The sequence below is a fragment of the Azospirillum argentinense genome (genome assembly GCF_000632475.1).
Taxonomy (GTDB): Bacteria; Pseudomonadota; Alphaproteobacteria; order Azospirillales; family Azospirillaceae; genus Azospirillum; species Azospirillum baldaniorum.
Window position 1 is genome coordinate 113806 of sequence record NZ_CP007793.1, and the last position, 15599, is coordinate 129404.

17 protein-coding genes and 1 tRNA gene are annotated in these 15599 nt (G+C 67.9%); 8 read left to right on the forward strand and 10 right to left on the reverse strand.

What is annotated here, in order from left to right:
- Positions 1–21 precede the first annotated feature (21 nt).
- The 3 genes from ccmE to ABAZ39_RS00530 are packed head-to-tail and all read right to left on the reverse strand — an operon-like array spanning position 22 to position 1443.
- Positions 22–477: a cytochrome c maturation protein CcmE gene (gene ccmE, locus ABAZ39_RS00520; RefSeq protein WP_038525715.1), complete on the reverse strand. Its 456-nt coding sequence runs from the start codon at positions 475–477 to the stop codon at positions 22–24.
- Positions 474–692, reverse strand: coding sequence for a heme exporter protein CcmD (gene ccmD, locus ABAZ39_RS00525; RefSeq protein WP_038525718.1), 219 nt, complete (start codon positions 690–692; stop codon positions 474–476). Before ccmD ends, ccmE begins: the two co-directional genes overlap by 4 nt.
- A 31-nt stretch (positions 693–723) precedes the next feature.
- Entirely contained in the window at positions 724–1443 is a 720-nt protein-coding gene (locus ABAZ39_RS00530) for a heme ABC transporter permease (RefSeq protein WP_014238690.1), read from the reverse strand.
- 490 nt (positions 1444–1933) lie between these two features.
- Between ABAZ39_RS00530 and ABAZ39_RS00535 the strand changes: the two genes are divergently transcribed.
- Positions 1934–2767 (forward strand): hypothetical protein, encoded by an 834-nt coding sequence (locus ABAZ39_RS00535; protein ID WP_038525720.1) that lies wholly within the window; start codon positions 1934–1936, stop codon positions 2765–2767.
- Between the two features lie 238 nt (positions 2768–3005).
- Here the strand turns inward: ABAZ39_RS00535 and ABAZ39_RS00540 are convergent, their stop codons facing one another.
- From ABAZ39_RS00540 to ABAZ39_RS00565, 6 genes are all read right to left on the reverse strand, one after another.
- The gene (locus tag ABAZ39_RS00540) at positions 3006–3695 is read right to left on the reverse strand and encodes an ABC transporter permease (RefSeq protein WP_035669708.1); all 690 of its coding nucleotides are present in this window, start codon (positions 3693–3695) and stop codon (positions 3006–3008) included.
- A gap of 3 nt (positions 3696–3698) precedes the next feature.
- On the reverse strand, positions 3699–4403 hold the full coding sequence (locus ABAZ39_RS00545; protein WP_014238679.1) for an ABC transporter permease: 705 nt from the start codon (positions 4401–4403) through the stop codon (positions 3699–3701).
- 106 nt (positions 4404–4509) lie between these two features.
- Positions 4510–5346, reverse strand: coding sequence for a transporter substrate-binding domain-containing protein (locus tag ABAZ39_RS00550; RefSeq protein WP_038525723.1), 837 nt, complete (start codon positions 5344–5346; stop codon positions 4510–4512).
- 121 nt (positions 5347–5467) lie between these two features.
- Entirely contained in the window at positions 5468–6274 is an 807-nt protein-coding gene (locus ABAZ39_RS00555; RefSeq protein ID WP_014238681.1) for an ABC transporter ATP-binding protein, read from the reverse strand.
- Between the two features lie 138 nt (positions 6275–6412).
- Positions 6413–8092, reverse strand: coding sequence for a putative transporter (locus tag ABAZ39_RS00560; protein ID WP_103040550.1), 1680 nt, complete (start codon positions 8090–8092; stop codon positions 6413–6415).
- Positions 8093–8163: 71 nt separating this feature from the next.
- On the reverse strand, positions 8164–9843 hold the full coding sequence (locus ABAZ39_RS00565) for a putative transporter (protein ID WP_038525725.1): 1680 nt from the start codon (positions 9841–9843) through the stop codon (positions 8164–8166).
- A gap of 426 nt (positions 9844–10269) precedes the next feature.
- Here ABAZ39_RS00565 and ccmA point away from each other — a divergent pair, with 426 nt between their 5' ends.
- The 3 genes from ccmA (at position 10270) to ABAZ39_RS00580 (ending at position 12639) form a co-directional block, all read left to right on the forward strand.
- On the forward strand, positions 10270–10959 hold the full coding sequence (gene ccmA / locus ABAZ39_RS00570; RefSeq protein ID WP_038525728.1) for a heme ABC exporter ATP-binding protein CcmA: 690 nt from the start codon (positions 10270–10272) through the stop codon (positions 10957–10959).
- Positions 10956–11621 (forward strand): heme exporter protein CcmB, encoded by a 666-nt coding sequence (gene ccmB / locus ABAZ39_RS00575; protein WP_014238686.1) that lies wholly within the window; start codon positions 10956–10958, stop codon positions 11619–11621. Before ccmA ends, ccmB begins: the two co-directional genes overlap by 4 nt.
- 100 nt (positions 11622–11721) lie before the next feature.
- On the forward strand, positions 11722–12639 hold the full coding sequence (locus ABAZ39_RS00580) for a restriction endonuclease (RefSeq protein ID WP_038525731.1): 918 nt from the start codon (positions 11722–11724) through the stop codon (positions 12637–12639).
- 127 nt (positions 12640–12766) lie between these two features.
- Here ABAZ39_RS00580 and ABAZ39_RS00585 read toward each other — a convergent pair.
- Positions 12767–12842 (reverse strand) — tRNA-Ala (locus tag ABAZ39_RS00585).
- Positions 12843–13048: 206 nt separating this feature from the next.
- Here ABAZ39_RS00585 and ABAZ39_RS00590 point away from each other — a divergent pair.
- From ABAZ39_RS00590 to ABAZ39_RS00605, 4 genes are read left to right on the forward strand one after another with little or no spacing between them, the layout of a single operon-like run.
- Positions 13049–13333 carry a YggT family protein gene (locus ABAZ39_RS00590; protein WP_038525733.1) on the forward strand — a complete coding sequence of 95 codons (285 nt, stop codon included), beginning with the start codon at positions 13049–13051 and terminating at the stop codon, positions 13331–13333.
- Entirely contained in the window at positions 13333–13692 is a 360-nt protein-coding gene (locus ABAZ39_RS00595) for a DUF167 family protein (protein WP_051657717.1), read from the forward strand. Before ABAZ39_RS00590 ends, ABAZ39_RS00595 begins: the two co-directional genes overlap by 1 nt.
- Entirely contained in the window at positions 13685–14593 is a 909-nt protein-coding gene (gene folD / locus ABAZ39_RS00600) for a bifunctional methylenetetrahydrofolate dehydrogenase/methenyltetrahydrofolate cyclohydrolase FolD (protein WP_038525739.1), read from the forward strand. The genes ABAZ39_RS00595 and folD overlap by 8 nt, the downstream gene beginning before the upstream one ends.
- Entirely contained in the window at positions 14590–15579 is a 990-nt protein-coding gene (locus ABAZ39_RS00605; RefSeq protein WP_038525742.1) for a magnesium transporter CorA family protein, read from the forward strand. Before folD ends, ABAZ39_RS00605 begins: the two co-directional genes overlap by 4 nt.
- The last annotated feature ends 20 nt before the right edge of the window (positions 15580–15599 follow it).

A 15599-nucleotide genomic window follows, 5' to 3' on the forward strand; every position in this document is an offset into this window, starting at 1 on the left:
GGATGCAGGAAGCCGCCAGCGTCACGAGCTGGGCTTCTGCTCCTTCGAGTTCGCCTTGAAGTGCTCCGCTTCCTTCAGCGCGGCGGCGACCTCCGGCGGCATGTAGTTCTCGTCGTGCTTGGCCAGCACCTCGCGCGCCTGGAAGACGCCGTTGATCATGCGGCCTTCCGTGATGACGCCCTGGCCCTCGCGGAACAGGTCGGGAAGCTGGCCGCGGTAGCTGACCGCGACGGTGTGCACCGTGTCGGTGACGCGGAACTGCGTCGTCACCCCGTCGGGCATCTTGCTGACGCTGCCTTCCTCGACCAGACCGCCCAGGCGGAAGTTGCGGTCGCCGATGTCCTGGGTCTGCAACTGCGTGGGGCTGAAGAAGAAGACGATGTTGTCCTCGAACGCCGTCAGCGTCAGGGCGGTGGCCGCGCCAAGGCCCAGCAGGGCGAGGCCCAGCATGTAGAGGCGCCGTTTCTTGCGGGTCATCCTTCACCAACCTCCGCCGCGGGCGACGCCGCGGCTCCGTTGCGCGCCCGGCGCCGCCGCGGCGGACGGCTGCCTTCCAGCGCCTTCAGGGTCGTCTCGGCGCTACGAAGCGCCTTCAGCGTGGCGGCCAACAGGCCGACCATCACCAGCGCCGCCAGCGCGTAGGACGACCAGACATACGCGGCGTAGCCGCCCATCGCGAAAAACTCTGCCATCCTTACCTCCGGCCCCGCCTGTTCCCGTGCCTCAGCCCTGCGCCTCGGTCAGGCGCATCGTCTGGATCTTGCGTTGCACGATCTCCGCCCGCAGGCGCAGCAGGACCACCGTGATGAAGTAGGCGGTGAAGCCCAGCGCCATGACCAGCAGCGGGACCAGCATGGACCCGTCGATGGTCGGCCCGCCCATGCGGATGACGCTGGCCGGCTGGTGCAGGGTGTTCCACCAGTCCACCGAGAATTTGATGATCGGCACGTTCACGATGCCGACGAGAAGCAGCACGTTGCCCGCCCGCGTCCCGCGCTGCGGGTCGTCGAAGGCGTTCACCAGCGCCATGTAGCCGAGATAGAGGAAGAACAGGATCAGCACGCTGGTCAGCCGCGCGTCCCACACCCACCACGTCCCCCACATCGGCGCGCCCCACAGCGAGCCGGTGACGAGGCAGATGAAGGTGAAGCCGGCGCCGACCGGGGCGGCGGCCTTGGCGAACAGGTCGGCCAGCGGGTGCTTCCACACCAGCCCGCAGGCCGCGGCGATGGCCATGTTGACGTAGACGAACAGGCTCATCCAGGCGGCGGGCACATGGATGTACATGATCCGAACGGTGTCGCCCTGCTGATAGTCGCGGGGCGAGCCGATCAGCGCGACGTAGAGCCCGACGATCAGCAGGATCACGGTCGCCCCCGCCGTCCAGGGCAGGATCGCCGCCGACAGGCGCTGGAAGCGGGCAGGATTTGCAAATCGATGCATAGGACCTATGGGCCTCTGGTCGTGCTGCGGACGATATAAGCTCAGTGATGCCCCAGCGCGAGGGGTTTCGCCTTGATCTTGGTCAGGAAACATGGCCGCACACCGTGGTGTTTTCAGGACGGTGCGGCGGCCTGTCGCACTGACGGTACGACGGGTTGACGCGGCCTTTCCATGCTACGTTGGTGTGGGATGAGCAAAAAAGTCCACCGGCCGGACCAAGCACGATCCGTAGGCGCAGCGCAATTGGCCGAAGCGTCGGCCTGCCACCTCCGCCTGATGGAGGCCATGCTTTCCGGCCCTTCCTCCCCGTCACCGTTTCACAACCGATGCCGTCTCCCAACGCTGCGTCCCGCAGCGGAAAGAACGCTTCATAGGTAAATTTTCCTTTACAGGGCTTCAGTAGGAATTTAAAGATAAGAGTGTGCCAAAAAACCCCGGCGCAAAAGGGGGTATGGCTTCGCAATGATGGTTTTTCCAAAGGAGCAGACATATGTCCGTGCAAACCTTCAACCCGACCAGCCAGTCGCAAAGCGTTGCCAACTGGGCCGTGGCTCAGCGCGTCGTTGGCCCATTCGCTCCGCACGCCCAAGTGTCACCCGATTTGACCATAGCGCTCGATCCGGGATATCTGCTTCACAACACGAATTTGCTTGAGGTGAAAGCGCAGGTCGTCGGCTCCTTCACGCCGCCCGTGTCGGGCTTCCGCATCGACCGTGTGGTCATCGATCGGGTTTCGGGAAGCGCGGCGATCGTCACCGGCAGCGTGAACAGCCTGACTCCCCCGGCCCTTCCTGCGGGCACCCTGCCGGTTGCGCGGGTTTTCCTGACCGAGACGACCGCGGCCATTGCCAATGACGTCATTGTCGACGAGCGAGCACTGTCCGATCTGGCGCCAGCCGCCGAAACGCGCATCGCTTGCCGCGCGCACCGCAACGGCGTGAATCAGAGCGGCATCGTGAACAATGTCTGGACGAAGGTCGCTCTGACCCATACCGATTTCAACGTCGGTGGCGCCTTCGACACCGCCAACTCACGGTTCCAGCCGTCGAAGGAAGGGCACTATCTGATTGGCGGACAGGCGATGATGGCCACCAATACGGCGAACACCCTGCATGTCGGCCTTTACCTGAACGGTGTTCTGAACGCCTCGGCCAAATGCTATGCCGCGTCCAGCTTCAACGCTGCTGCCGGAACGACGGCGCTGGTCTATCTCAACGGCACGACGGACTATGTTGAGCTTTGCGTCAACAACACCAATTCATCGACCGGTGCGGTCATCTGTGATGCGCCGATCACTTATTTCATGGCAAGCCTGCAAAATTGATGGTTGCGGACCGGCTTCCCAGGAAGCCGGTCCTACTCCACCGTCTAACGTAGGGTAGCGGCGACCGCGGCCGGTCCCCAACCGGTCGTAAGGGTCACGGTGCCAACCCCAGGGCAGCGCGACCGTTGCCGCCACGATGGCGAGCGGTTCGTGAGCGCCTCGCACGCCTGTTGAGTGAGGGAAGAACTCTTGCCCCCACCCTAACCCTCCCCCGCTCTCGCAGGGGAGGGGATGAAGGCTACCCCCGCGCCCGCAGGTAGGGGGTCATGCGCCACTCCGCGTAGCGGATCAGGCGCGAGGCGATGAAGTTCAGCAGCAGATAGATGCTGCCCGCCACGATGAACACCTCGAACACCGCGAAGCTCTGCGCGATGATCTTGCGGGCGATGCCGGTGATCTCCAGCAGCGTGATGGTGCTGGCGAGCGAGCTGGCCTTGACCATCAGGATCACCTCGTTGCCGTAGGCCGGCAGCATCTGGCGGATCGCCACCGGCATCACGATCCTGCGGAACAGCAGCGTGCGCGACATGCCGCAGGCCCGCGCCGCCTCGATCTGCCCCTGCGGCACCGACAGGATGGCGCCGCGCAGGATCTCGCTGGTGTAGGCGCCGGTGTTCAGCGTCAGCGCCAGGATCGCGCACCAGAAGGGCTCGCGCAGGTAGATCCACAGGAAGCTGCTGCGCACCAGCTCGAACTGGCCCATGCCGTAATAGATCAGGAAGATCTGCACGAGCAGCGGCGTGCCGCGGAACACGAAGACATAGGCGGCCATCAGCCGCTCGGTGACGCGATTGCCGTACAGCCGCAGCAGAGCCACCGCGAAGGCCACGCCCGCGCCGAACAGCAGCGCCAGCCCGACCAGCTGCAGGGTCACCGGAACGCCGCGCAGGAGGGTGGGCACGCTGTCCCACATCAGTTCCCAGTTCATGGGTCAGGCCCTCCGCACGCCGCGATTGGCGTAGCGTTCCGCCCGCTCGAACGCCACCGTGGAGACGGTGGTGAGCAGGAGGTAGAGCACCGCCGCGGTGGTGTAGAACAGGAACGGCTGGCGGGTCGACCCCGCCGCCACATGCGACACGCGCATGATCTCGGCCAGCGCCGTCACGGAGATCAGCGCCGTGTCCTTCAGGGTGAGCTGCCAGACGTTGCCCAGTCCCGGCAGGGCGTAGCGCAGGGTCTGCGGCACCAGGATGCGGCGCAGGATCAGCCAGCGCGACATGCCGCAGGCGCGCGCCGCCTCGATCTGGCCGTGGGGCACCGCCTGGACCGCGCCGCGGATCACCTCCGTCGAATAGGCGCCGGAGATCAGCCCGACCGCCAGCACGCCGATGGAGAAGGCGTTCAGCTCGATGTAGCCCTCGTAGCCGAAGACCCGGCCGACGGCCATGACCGCGCCGCTGCCGCCGAAGAACAGCAGGTAGATGACCAGCAGTTCGGGCACGCCGCGGACGACGGTGGTGTAGACCTCCGCCACGCCGGTGAGGGCGAGGTTGCGGCTGAGCTTCGCCGACGCGCCGAGCGAGCCGAAGACGAGGCCGAGGACGAAGGCCGACACCGACACGGCGACCGTCATCGCGGCCCCGCCGAGAAGCTGGCCGCCCCACCCGTTCGGGCCGAAGGAGAGAAGTTCGAACATGCGCTCCGAAATGGGCTCCGAAAGGGCTCCGAACCGGGTTCCCCTCCCCCCGCGACGGGGGAGAGGGGCATCCCTTCACATGATGGCCGGTTACTTGATCGACCAGTTACTTGATCGAGATGTCGTAGCCGAAGTGCTGGGTGCTCAGCTTCGTGATGGTGCCGTCCTGGTTGGCCTCGGCGATGGCCTTGTTGAACAGCTCCTTCAGGTCGCCGTCGGCCTTGCGCAGGCCCACGCCCACGCCCTTGCCCAGCACACCGCGCGCGAAGGCCGGGCCGAACAGGGTCATGCCGTTGCCGGCGTCGGCCTTGAGGATGGCATCCACCGCCGAACGGTCGCCGAAGATGGCGTCGACGCGGCCGGCGGCCATGTCGATGCCGGCGTTGTCCAGCTTGTCGTAGGTGCGGACCGCCACCTGCGGCAGCAGCTTCTCCATGAAGTTCGCCTGGATGGTCGAGGTCTGCACACCGACCGTCTTGCCCTTCAGCGCGTCGGCCAGGGCGGCGATGGCGGCCTTCGGGTCGTCCTTCGACAGGTCGTAGCGCTCGCCGGGGAAGGTCGCCTTGGCGAGCGGCGAGGACTTCATGGTGCCGAACATCGACGGCTCGGTGCCGTAGGGACCGGCGAAGGCGATGACCTTTTCACGCTCGTCGGTGATCGACATCGCCGCCATGATGGCGTCGTACTTGCCCTGCTGGATGGCCGGGATCATGCCGTCCCAATCCTGGGCGACGATCTCACACTCGGCCTTGATCCGCTTGCACAGTTCCAGGGCGAGGTCCGGCTCGAAGCCGACCAGCTTGCCCGATGGGTCCGTCGCGTTCCAGGGGGCGTAGGCGCCCTCGGTGGCGATGCGGATCTTCTTCCAGTCCTTGGCTTCGGCGGCGGTGCCGGCAACCGCCACGATGGCGCCGAGCGCCAGGGCCGCAACGATCTTCTTCACGGGAAAACCTCCTCTGTTCTGATGCCCTTATGGATGGCTCTTATGCTCGGGCAGGCTCTGAGGTTTACGGTTTTACAGCGCCAGTCAAGGGAATTGAGCGGGTCGTCCTCGCGCGACCGAATCAGCCGCCGCCGGACAGGTGGCGCGACAGGAACTGTCGCACGCGGTCCGATTCCGGATTGACCAGAACCCGGTCGGGCGGCCCCCGCTCCTCGATCCGACCCTGGTGAAGGAACACCACCTCCGACGCGACCTCGCGGGCGAAGCCCATCTCGTGCGTCACCAGAATCATGGTGTTGCCCTCCTCGGCGAGCTGGCGGATGACCAGCAGCACCTCGCCCACCAGCTCGGGGTCGAGCGCGGAGGTCGGCTCGTCGAACAGCATCACCTTGGGCTGCATGGCCAGCGCGCGGGCGATGGCGGCGCGCTGCTGCTGCCCGCCGGAGAGCTGCACCGGGTAGGACTCGGCCTTGGCCAGGATGCCCACCTTGTCCAGCAGCTTGCGCGCGCGGTCCACCGCCTCCGCCTTCGGGACGCCCAGCACATGGACCGGCGCCTCGATGACGTTCTCCAGGATGGTCATGTGGGTCCAGAGGTTGAAGCTCTGGAACACCATGCCGAGCCGGGTGCGGATGCGGTCCACCTGCCGGGAATCGGCGGGGACGGTCTGGCCGCCGCGCGCCTTCTTCAGGCCGATGGCCTCGCCGCCGATGACGATCCGCCCCTCGTCCGGCACCTCCAGCATGTTGATGCAGCGCAGAAGCGTGCTCTTGCCGGAGCCGGAGGAGCCGATCAGCGTGATGACGTCGCCTTCGCGCGCGGTCAGGGAGACGCCCTTCAGCACCTCCAGCGGACCGAAGCGCTTGTGGACATTCTCGACGAGGACGGCTTCGGGGGCGTTGGGATTCGTGGGCGGGTGTCGGTGCATGCGGGGCTTGTCGGCGGGAGAAGACTGGACCGGCCAACCATGGACGGTGCCGCTAGGCTAGTCCGGCGGACAAACTCCCGCAACGCGGATTTTGCGGGCTCCGGGGCAACCGCACGACGGGGGAAGCCGGCGGGTTTTTCACCACAGCATCAGCACCAGAAGCTGCGGCGCCAGGATGCGCAGGCACATGGCCAGCGGGTAGACGGTGGCGTAGGCCAGCGCCGGCGCCTCGGACGCGACCACCGCGTTGGCGTAGGCGAGGCCCGGCGGGTTGGTCTGTGCCCCGGCCAGCACGCCGCAGATGCTGAGGAAGTTCAGCTTCATCATTCCGCGCGCCAGCAGCCCGGTCAGCAGCAGCGGCACGATGGTCACCAGCACGCCCCAGGCCATCCAGGGCAGTCCGGCGCCGCTCGCCATCGTCTCGACGAAGCGGTCGCCCGAGGCTATGCCCAGCACGGCGAGGAACAGGACGATGCCGATCTCGCGCAAGGCGAGGTTGGCGGCGGGCGGCATGAACCAGACCAGCGGCCCGATGTGGCCGATGCGCGCCAGCACGATGGCGACGATCAGCGGCCCGCCGGCCATGCCCAGCCGCAGCGGCGCCGGCATGCCCGGCAGGAACAGCGGGATGGCGCCCAGCAGCGCGCCCAGCGTGATGCCGACGAAGACCGGGATCATCTCCACCGTCTGCAGCCGCCGTTCGGAGTTGCCGATGATGCAGGCGGCCGCCTTGAGGTCGTCGGGCTTGCCGATCACAGTCAGGATGTCGCCGAACTGCAGCTTCAGCGCGGCGTTGGGCACCAGCTCCACGCCGGCGCGGTTGACCCGGCTGACCACCACGTCGCACGCCCCCTTGAGGTTCAGCGCGGCGATGGACTTGCCCAGCACCGGGTTGGCGGTGACGACGATGCGCTCCCACCGCAGGTCGCTGCCCTTGGTGGTCAGCCGGACGTCGGCCTCCCGCCCCATCAGCAGGCGGACCTGCTCCAGCTTCGGGCGCGGGCCGACCACATGCAGCACGTCGCCCTCCTCCAGCCGCGTGTCCTCGCCGGGCACGCGGAGCTGGCCGCCGCGCAGCAGCCGCGACGCGCAGACCCCCAGGCTCGGCAGCAGGGTCAGGTCGCCCAGCCGCACCCCGCGCAGGGCCGGGTTGGTGACGGCGATGTCCATGGTGTCGAGCGCCGCGACCTCGGCGCGCCGGGCGGCTTCGAAGGCCCTGGCCTCCTCCTGCGGGTCGATGCGGAAGGCGATCCGCACCGCCGCCATGGCCAGCAGGTTGCCGGCGATGCCGAAGGGGTAGGTGACGGCGAAGGCCAGGCCGGGCAGGGCCATCACCGCGGCGTCGGCCCCGACCTCCTTCAGCACCTGCTGCGAGGCGGCCAGCGCCGGGGCGTTGGTCACCCCGCCCGCGAAGACGCCGAGGCCGGAGCCCAGCGGCACGAGGTCGAACAGCACCAGGATCGCGGTCAGCAGGATGCTCGACCCGACCATCAGCAGCGCCAGCCCGTTCAGCGCCAGCCCGGACTTCTTCAGCGCCGCGAAGAAGCCGGGGCCGACCTGGATGCCGATGGTGTAGACGAACAGGATCAGGCCGAAGTCGCGGATGAACTCCATCATCTCGGCGTTCAGCGTCACCCCGGCCTGCTTGGCGAAGTGGCCGACCGCGATGCCCGCGAACAGCACGCCGCCGATGCCCAGCCCGACCCCGCGCAGCCGTATGTGGCCGAGCGCCAGCCCGAGGGCCGAGGTGATGCCCAGCATGAACACCACGCGCGCAATGGGCGGCATGGCCAGGAAGAGGTCGATGAGCGCGTGCATGGCCACGTCTCCTCACGCGAGGACAGACCGCCCGCCGATCCCGTGGGAAGCGTCCCCGCCGGGCCGCCTCCTTACCAAAGGAACAGGACGATCAACTGCGGCGCAAGGATACGCAGAAACATAACCATAGGGTAAACAGTGGCATAGGCGAGGGCGGGAGCCTCCGATGCGCTCATTGCGTTTGCAAATGCGAGCGCGGGCGGGTCCGTCATGCTGCCGGACAGCAGCCCGCAGATCGTCAGGTAGTTCTGCCGGGCGAAAGCCCGCGCGATGACGCCCACGACCAGCAACGGGATCAGCGTCACCAGCACGCCGCAGCCGATCCACAGCAGCCCGTCGCCGTGCACCAGCGTCTCGACGAAGCGGTCGCCAGACATCAGCCCAACCACCGCCAGGAACAGGACGATGCCGATCTCGCGCAGCGCCATGTTGGCGGCGGGCGGCATGAACCAGACCAGCGGCCCGATGTGGCCGATGCGCGCCAGCAGGATCGCCGCCACCAGCGGCCCGCCGGCCAGACCCAGCTTCAGCGGCGCCGGCATCCCCGGAATGTAGAAGGGGATGGAGCCGAGCAGCACGCCCAGCAGGATGCCGATGAAGACCGGCACGAACTCCACCTGCTGGAGCCGCCGCGCCGAGTTGCCCATCAGCGCCGCCACCCGCTGGAGGTCCGACGGCTTGCCGATGGCGGTCAGGATGTCGCCGAACTGGAGGTGCAGGGCCGGGCTCGGCACCAGCTCCACGCCCGCGCGGTTGACCCGGCTGACCACCACGTCGTAGGCGTCGGCGAGGTCGAGCTGGCCGATGGCCTTGCCCAGCACATGCTCGTTGGTGATGACCAGCCGGTCCCAGCGCATGTCGGTGCCCTTGGTGGTCAGGGTGACCTCCGCCGCCTCGCCGAGCAGCCGCTTCGTCGCCTCCAGCTTGACCCGCGGCCCGACCAGATGCACGACGTCGCCGGCGCGCAGGCAGGTGTCCGGGTGCGGCACCTGGAGCCGCCCCTCGCGCAGCAGGCGGGAGATCATCACCCCCTGGTCGCCGAACAGCGCCATGTCGCGCAGCGGCAGCCCCATGGCCGACCGGTTGCGCACGGCGACGTCCAGCGTCTCCAAGGTTTCCACCTGGGCGCGGCGCTTGCGTTCGAAGGTTTCGGCCTCCGCCGCCGGGTCGATGCGGAAGACGACGCGGATCAGCCCCATGGTGATGAGGATGCCGACGATGCCGAAGGGGTAGGCGACGGCGTAGCCGAGGCTCGGCGTGTTGATCTCCGCCGCCGAGGCCCCGACCTCGCGCAGCATCTCCTGCGCGGCACCCAGCGACGGCGTGTTGGTGACGGCGCCGGAAAAGATGCCCAGCACCGCCGGCAGCGGCACCCCGCCGATCTCGTGGATCGCCACCGCCACCAGCACCCCCAGCCCGACCAGCGAGGCGGCCAGCAGGTTCAGCGTCAGGCCGGACTTCTTCAGGGCGGCGAAGAAGCCGGGGCCGACCTGCACGCCGATGGTGTAGACGAACAGGATCAGCCCGAACTCCCGCATGAAATGCAGGACGTGATGGTCGAAGGTCAGGCCCAGCGCCTTGGCGACGTGCCCCGCGGCGATGCCGGCGAACAGCACCCCGCCGATGCCCAGCCCCACGCCGCGCACCTTGATCTGTCCCAGCGCCAGCCCCGACGCCGCCACCACGCTGAGCATCAGCATGATGCGGGCGATGTCGGGAAGGCCGTTGAACAGGTCGATCAGCAGGGTCATGGCAGGCACCCGGTCCGGTTGAGCAGCGAGGGGGCGAAGGCGCCTATGAATGCCCGCTCCGCTTCGCCCGGGCAATGCCCTGGAATGGAAAGGGACATTCATCGGATCAAAATTTCGCCACTTTCTGGCCCTAAACCGGACGGAGCCTTACGGCATGAAGTGGCTGGCCGGACCCGTGAACCCCTGCGGCCCGGCCCCTAAGCGACGATCAGGGCTCCGGTTTTCCGGCGCCCCCAGCCAGGCCCCGGCTGGATCGGCGGCCATCGCAAGAACCCCCTTGCGATGGCCGTTTCTTTTTGGGGCCGTTTCTTTTTGGGGCCGTTTCTGTTTGGCCCGACCTTTTGTGAGGCCGTTTCTTTTTGGCACCCGGACAGGCTGTGCTATAGCTCCCCCCGCTTCGTCCACCGCAAGAGCCCGCCCGTCGCCATGCCCGTTTTCGCCGGTTCCGCGCTGACCTGCCTCCGTGGCGACCGGCTGGTCTTCACCGGGCTGGACTTCCGGATCGCGCCGGGGGAGGCGCTGTTCCTGCTCGGCCCCAACGGCAGCGGCAAGTCCAGCCTGCTGCGCGTCATGGCCGGGCTGCTGAAGCCGATCCGCGGCCAGTTGTCCTGGGATGGCGTGCCGGTGACCGACGATCCCGACGCCCACCGCGGCCGCATCCACTACGTCGGCCATCTCGACGCGGTGAAGCCGGTGCTGAGCGCGGTGGAGAACCTGTCCTTCTGGGCCACGCTGGGCGGCGCCGCCGATCCGCGGGGCAACGCGCTGAAGGCGCTGGACCGGCTGGGCGTGCCGCACATCGCCAACGTGCCGGGGCGCTACCTGTCGGCCGGGCAGAAGCGGCGCCTGAACCTCGCCCGCATCATCGCCGCCCCCGCCGCCCTGTGGCTGCTCGACGAACCGACCGTGGCGCTCGACCGCGCGGCCATCACCCTGTTCGAGGAGATCATCGCGGAGCACCGGGCCGGCGGCGGCATGGTCGCCGTCTCCACCCATGTGGACATCGCCATGCCCGGCGCCGGCGAGCTGCACCTCGACGAGTTCACCCCCGTCCCTCATGGCGAGGACGACGGGGGCGAGGACGACGACGTTTTGGAAGAGGAGGACGCGGCGTGACCCGCTTCCTGCGCCTGATCGGGCGCGACCTGCGGCTGGCGCTGCGCCAGGGGTCGGACGCCAGCATCGCCGTGATGTTCTTCGTTCTGTGCGTGGTCCTGTTCCCCTTCGGCGTCGGGCCGGAGCCGAACATCCTCGCCCGCATCGCCGCCGGGGTGATCTGGGTGGCGGCCCTGCTCGCCTCGCTGCTGTCGCTGGAGCGGCTGTTCCAGAACGATTACGAGGACGGCTCGCTGGAGCTGCTGTCGCTGTCCACCCTGCCGATGGAGGCGGTGGTGCTGGCCAAGACGCTGGCCCACTGGCTGGTGACCGGCCTGCCGCTGATCGCCGCCGCCCCGCTGCTGGCGTTGCTGCTGAACATGGACGCGGAAGGGTTCGGGGTGCTGGTGCTGACCCTGCTGGTCGGCACGCCGATCCTCAGTTTGATCGGCAGCATCGGCGCCGCGCTGACTCTGGGCGCCCGGCGCGGCGGCGTGCTGCTGTCGCTGCTGATCCTGCCGCTCTACATCCCCGTGCTGATCTTCGGCGCCGGGGCCATCGACGCCGCGCTGAACGGCCTGACTCCGCGCCCGCATCTGCTGCTGCTGGGCGGCCTTCTGGCCGGCGCCCTGCCGCTGGCCCCCTGGGCGAGCGCCGCCGCCCTGCGTCAGGCGGTGGAGTAGAAACGGGATGCCGTCGCTATCCGGAACGCCGTTGCCTGTGGCACCCGGTCTGATAGAGTGCCGTCGCTTTGCACACTTTTGAAGAGACGTTGGGCTCGCAATGGGTGTTCCCGATTTTCAGACCCTGATGCTCCCCGTGCTGAAGACCGCCGCCGGGGGTGGCGAGGTCCGCATCCGCGATGTGGTGGACATTCTTGCGGATGAGTTCGCCCTGACCGACGAGGAGCGGGCTCATCTCGTGCCGTCGAAGCAACAGACGACCTTCGGCAACCGCGTGAGTTGGGCGAAGAGCTATCTCAGCAAAGCCGGGTTGGTCGAACCGACCCGACGGGCACATTTCCGTATCACCGAGACCGGCCGGCAGGTGCTGAACTCGCCCCCCGACCGGATCACCGTTCGGTTCTTGGAGCAATTCCCGAGCTTCAAAAGTTTCCGCGACGGCGAGGCCGGGGCGGCCGAGGCGGCCGAGGTCGTGCTTTCGGTTGCCGAAAGTCCCCTGACCCCCGATGAGGTGATGCGGCAGGCCCATTTGCGGATCGAGGCGTCGTTGGCGGAGGAGATTCTCCAGCGGGTGCGGTCCGGGACGCCGGCCTTCTTCGAGAAGACCGTCGTTCGCCTGCTGATCACCATGGGCTACGGCGGGTCGGTGACGGAACTCGACAAGGCTCTGGTCGGCAAGTCCGGCGACGATGGTGTGGACGGTATCATCGACCAGGACCCGCTTGGGCTGGATCGGGTCTATGTCCAGGCCAAGCGGTACGCCGATGGGAACACCGTCGGAGCCGGGGCGATTCGTGATTTCTTCGGCAGCCTGAACCTGTTCAAGGCGACCAAGGGGCTGTTCGTCACCACCTCCGCCTTCACGACGTCAGCCCGAGAGACGGCCGACCGGCTCGGCACCCGCATCGTGCTGATCGACGGTATCCAACTGGCCAAGCTGATGATCCGGCACGAGGTCGGCTGCCGGATCGAAGAGACCCTGCACATCAAGCGTGTGGACGAGGACTTCTTCGAGTAGAAGCGGTCTTATGCCGGGGATGGACGCGATTTGGCTGAAGGCGTCGTGCGACAGGGCGGCATCACACCGCGGGGAATTCCGCCGCTTCCGGGCGAATTCCTGTGTCGCATCACTGTCTTGGGGGATTTGGTGGAGCCGAGGAGGATCGAACTCCCGACCTACGCATTGCGAACGCGTCGCTCTCCCAGCTGAGCTACGGCCCCACACACCGTCACCGGCGTGCGGCGGATAATGGTGATGCGGAGGAAGCCTGTCAAGCCCCCTGAACGCGCCCGGTCGCGGGCATCGGCGGTGGCGCCAAGGGGATGGCCAAGGGCATGATAGCGGCCCGCCGCGCGGCACTGGACAGCACTCGCCGCTTGTGCTTAGGGTGCCCCGCAAAATCGGACAATAAAGGGACGGGCCGGGCATGATTGCGCTCTACCTGCTGATCGACACCGTTCTCAGCCTCTATGTGTGGCTGCTCATCGCTTCGGCGGTGCTGAGCTGGCTGGTGGCCTTCAACGTCGTCAACACCCGCAACCGCGCGGTCTATGTCATCGGCGACTTCCTCTACCGCATCACGGAACCGGTCCTGCGCCCGATCCGCCGCGTCCTGCCGAACATGGGCGGCCTGGACCTGTCGCCGATCGCGCTGATCCTGCTGATCTTCTTCATCCGCAACCTGTTGGCGGAATACTGGCCGCGCTTCTGATGCCGGGGCCTTTGGAAGCCGTTCCCTTCGAAGCCGTGGCGGACGGTGTCCGGCTGGCGCTGCGGGTGACGCCCAAGGCGTCGCGCAACGCCATCGCCGGGCTGGCCGCGACGGCGTCCGGAGGAACGGCCCTGAAGGTGACCGTCACCGCCGTGCCGGAGAACGGCAAGGCGAACGAGGCGGTGGTGAAGCTGCTGGCCAAGGCGTGGAAACTGCCCAAGACCAGCCTGACTGTGGTGGCCGGCGCCACCGACCGGAACAAGATTGTCCATATGGCCGGCGACCCGGCCGACCTGATGCGCCGGCTGACGGCGCTGGTGGAAACAGCAAAGCCTGATACGGGGAAGAGCGATGGCTGAGGCGAGGATCATCGACGGCAAGGCGTTCGCCGCGGGGCTGCGCGCCCGCGTGGCGGAGGGTGTGGCCGCGCTCAAGGCCAGCCACGGCGTCACCCCCGGCCTCGCCGTCGTGCTGGTGGGCGAGGACCCGGCGAGCCAGGTCTATGTCCGGTCCAAGGAAAAGGCCCTGGCCGACCTCGGCATGAACAGCTTCGACCACCACATGCCGGCCGATCTCGGCGAGGCGGAGCTGCTGGCCCTGATCGACCGGCTGAACGCCGACCCGGCGGTGCACGGCATCCTGGTCCAGCTTCCCCTGCCCAGGCACATCGACACGGCCCGCGTGCTGGCCCGCATCGTCCCGGAAAAGGACGCGGACGGCTTCCACGTCGTCAACGCCGGCCTGCTGGCGACCGGCGGCGCAGGCGCCATCGTGCCCTGCACGCCGCTGGGCAGCCTGCTGCTGCTCCGCGACACGCTGGGCAACGACCTGAAGGGCAAGCGGGCGCTGGTGCTGGGCCGCTCCAACATCGTCGGCAAGCCGATGGCGCAGCTTCTGCTCCAGCAGGACTGCACGGTCACCGTCGCCCATTCCCGCACCCAGGACCTGCCCGGCGAATGCCGCCGCGCCGACATCCTGGTCGCCGCGGTGGGCCGTCCGGAGATGGTGCGCGGCGACTGGATCAAGCCGGGCGCCGTGGTCATCGACGTCGGCATCAACCGCATCCCGCACCCGACCGAGCCGGGCAAGACCAAGCTGGTCGGCGACGTCGCCTACGACGAGGCGGTCAAGGTCGCCGGCGCCATCACCCCGGTGCCGGGCGGCGTCGGGCCGATGACCATCGCCTGCCTGATGCTGAACACGCTGGCCGCCGCCTGCCGGGCCGCCGGCGCCCCGGTCCCCGCCGAGGCCCTTGCATGATCACGGTCCACGCCCGGGTGGGCGGCCGCGTGGTCGAGCAGCCGCTCGCCCTCGGCGAGCCGCTGCCGCCCAACACGGTGTGGATCGATCTTCTCCGTCCCGACGAGGCGGAGCGCGCGCATGTCGGCGCCGTCACCGGCTGCGACCTGCCGACGCGCGAGGAAATGAAGGAAATCGAGGCGTCGAGCCAGCTCTACACCGAGGGGGAGGCCGTCTACCTCACCTCCTCGGTGATCGCGCGGGCCGATTCGCCGATGCCGGAGCAGGGCGAGGTCACCTTCGTCCTGACCCCCCGGCATATGATCACGGTGCGCTTCACCGAGCCGCGCTCCGTCGCCACCTTCGCCGCGCGGACCAGCCGCCAGCCGGAGCTTCTGGCCAGCGCGGAGGACGCGCTGCTGGGCATCCTGGACGCGGTGATCGACCGGGTGGCCGACGTGCTGGAACTGATCGGCGCCCGCATCGACGGGCTGTCCACGCGCATCTTCACCGACTCGCTGAACAGCAAGGGGGTCGGAAGCTCCAAGAAGCCGGACGAGCTGCAGGACGTGCTGCGCGGCATCGGGCGGGCCGGCGACCTGACGCACAAGGTGCGCGACAGCCTCGCCGGGCTGGACCGGCTGGTCGCCTTCCTCTCCTCCGTCGCCGCCGGGCGGCTGACCAAGGAGCAGAAGGCCGCGCTGAAGACCCTGACGCGCGACTTGCGGTCCCTGAACGAGCACGCCGGCTTCCTGGCGCACGAGGCGAACTTCCTGCTCGACGCCACGCTCGGCCTGATCAACATCGAGCAGAACGCGATCATCAAGATCTTCTCGGTCGTCTCCGTGGCGCTGATGCCGCCGACCCTGATCGCGTCGGCCTACGGCATGAACTTCCACCACATGCCCGAGCTGGACTGGGACTTCGGCTATCCCATGGCCATCGTGATGATGGTGCTGTCCGCCGTCGTGCCGCTCTGGTACTTCCGCCGCCGCGGGTGGCTTTAACACGAAGAAGGGAACCGCCG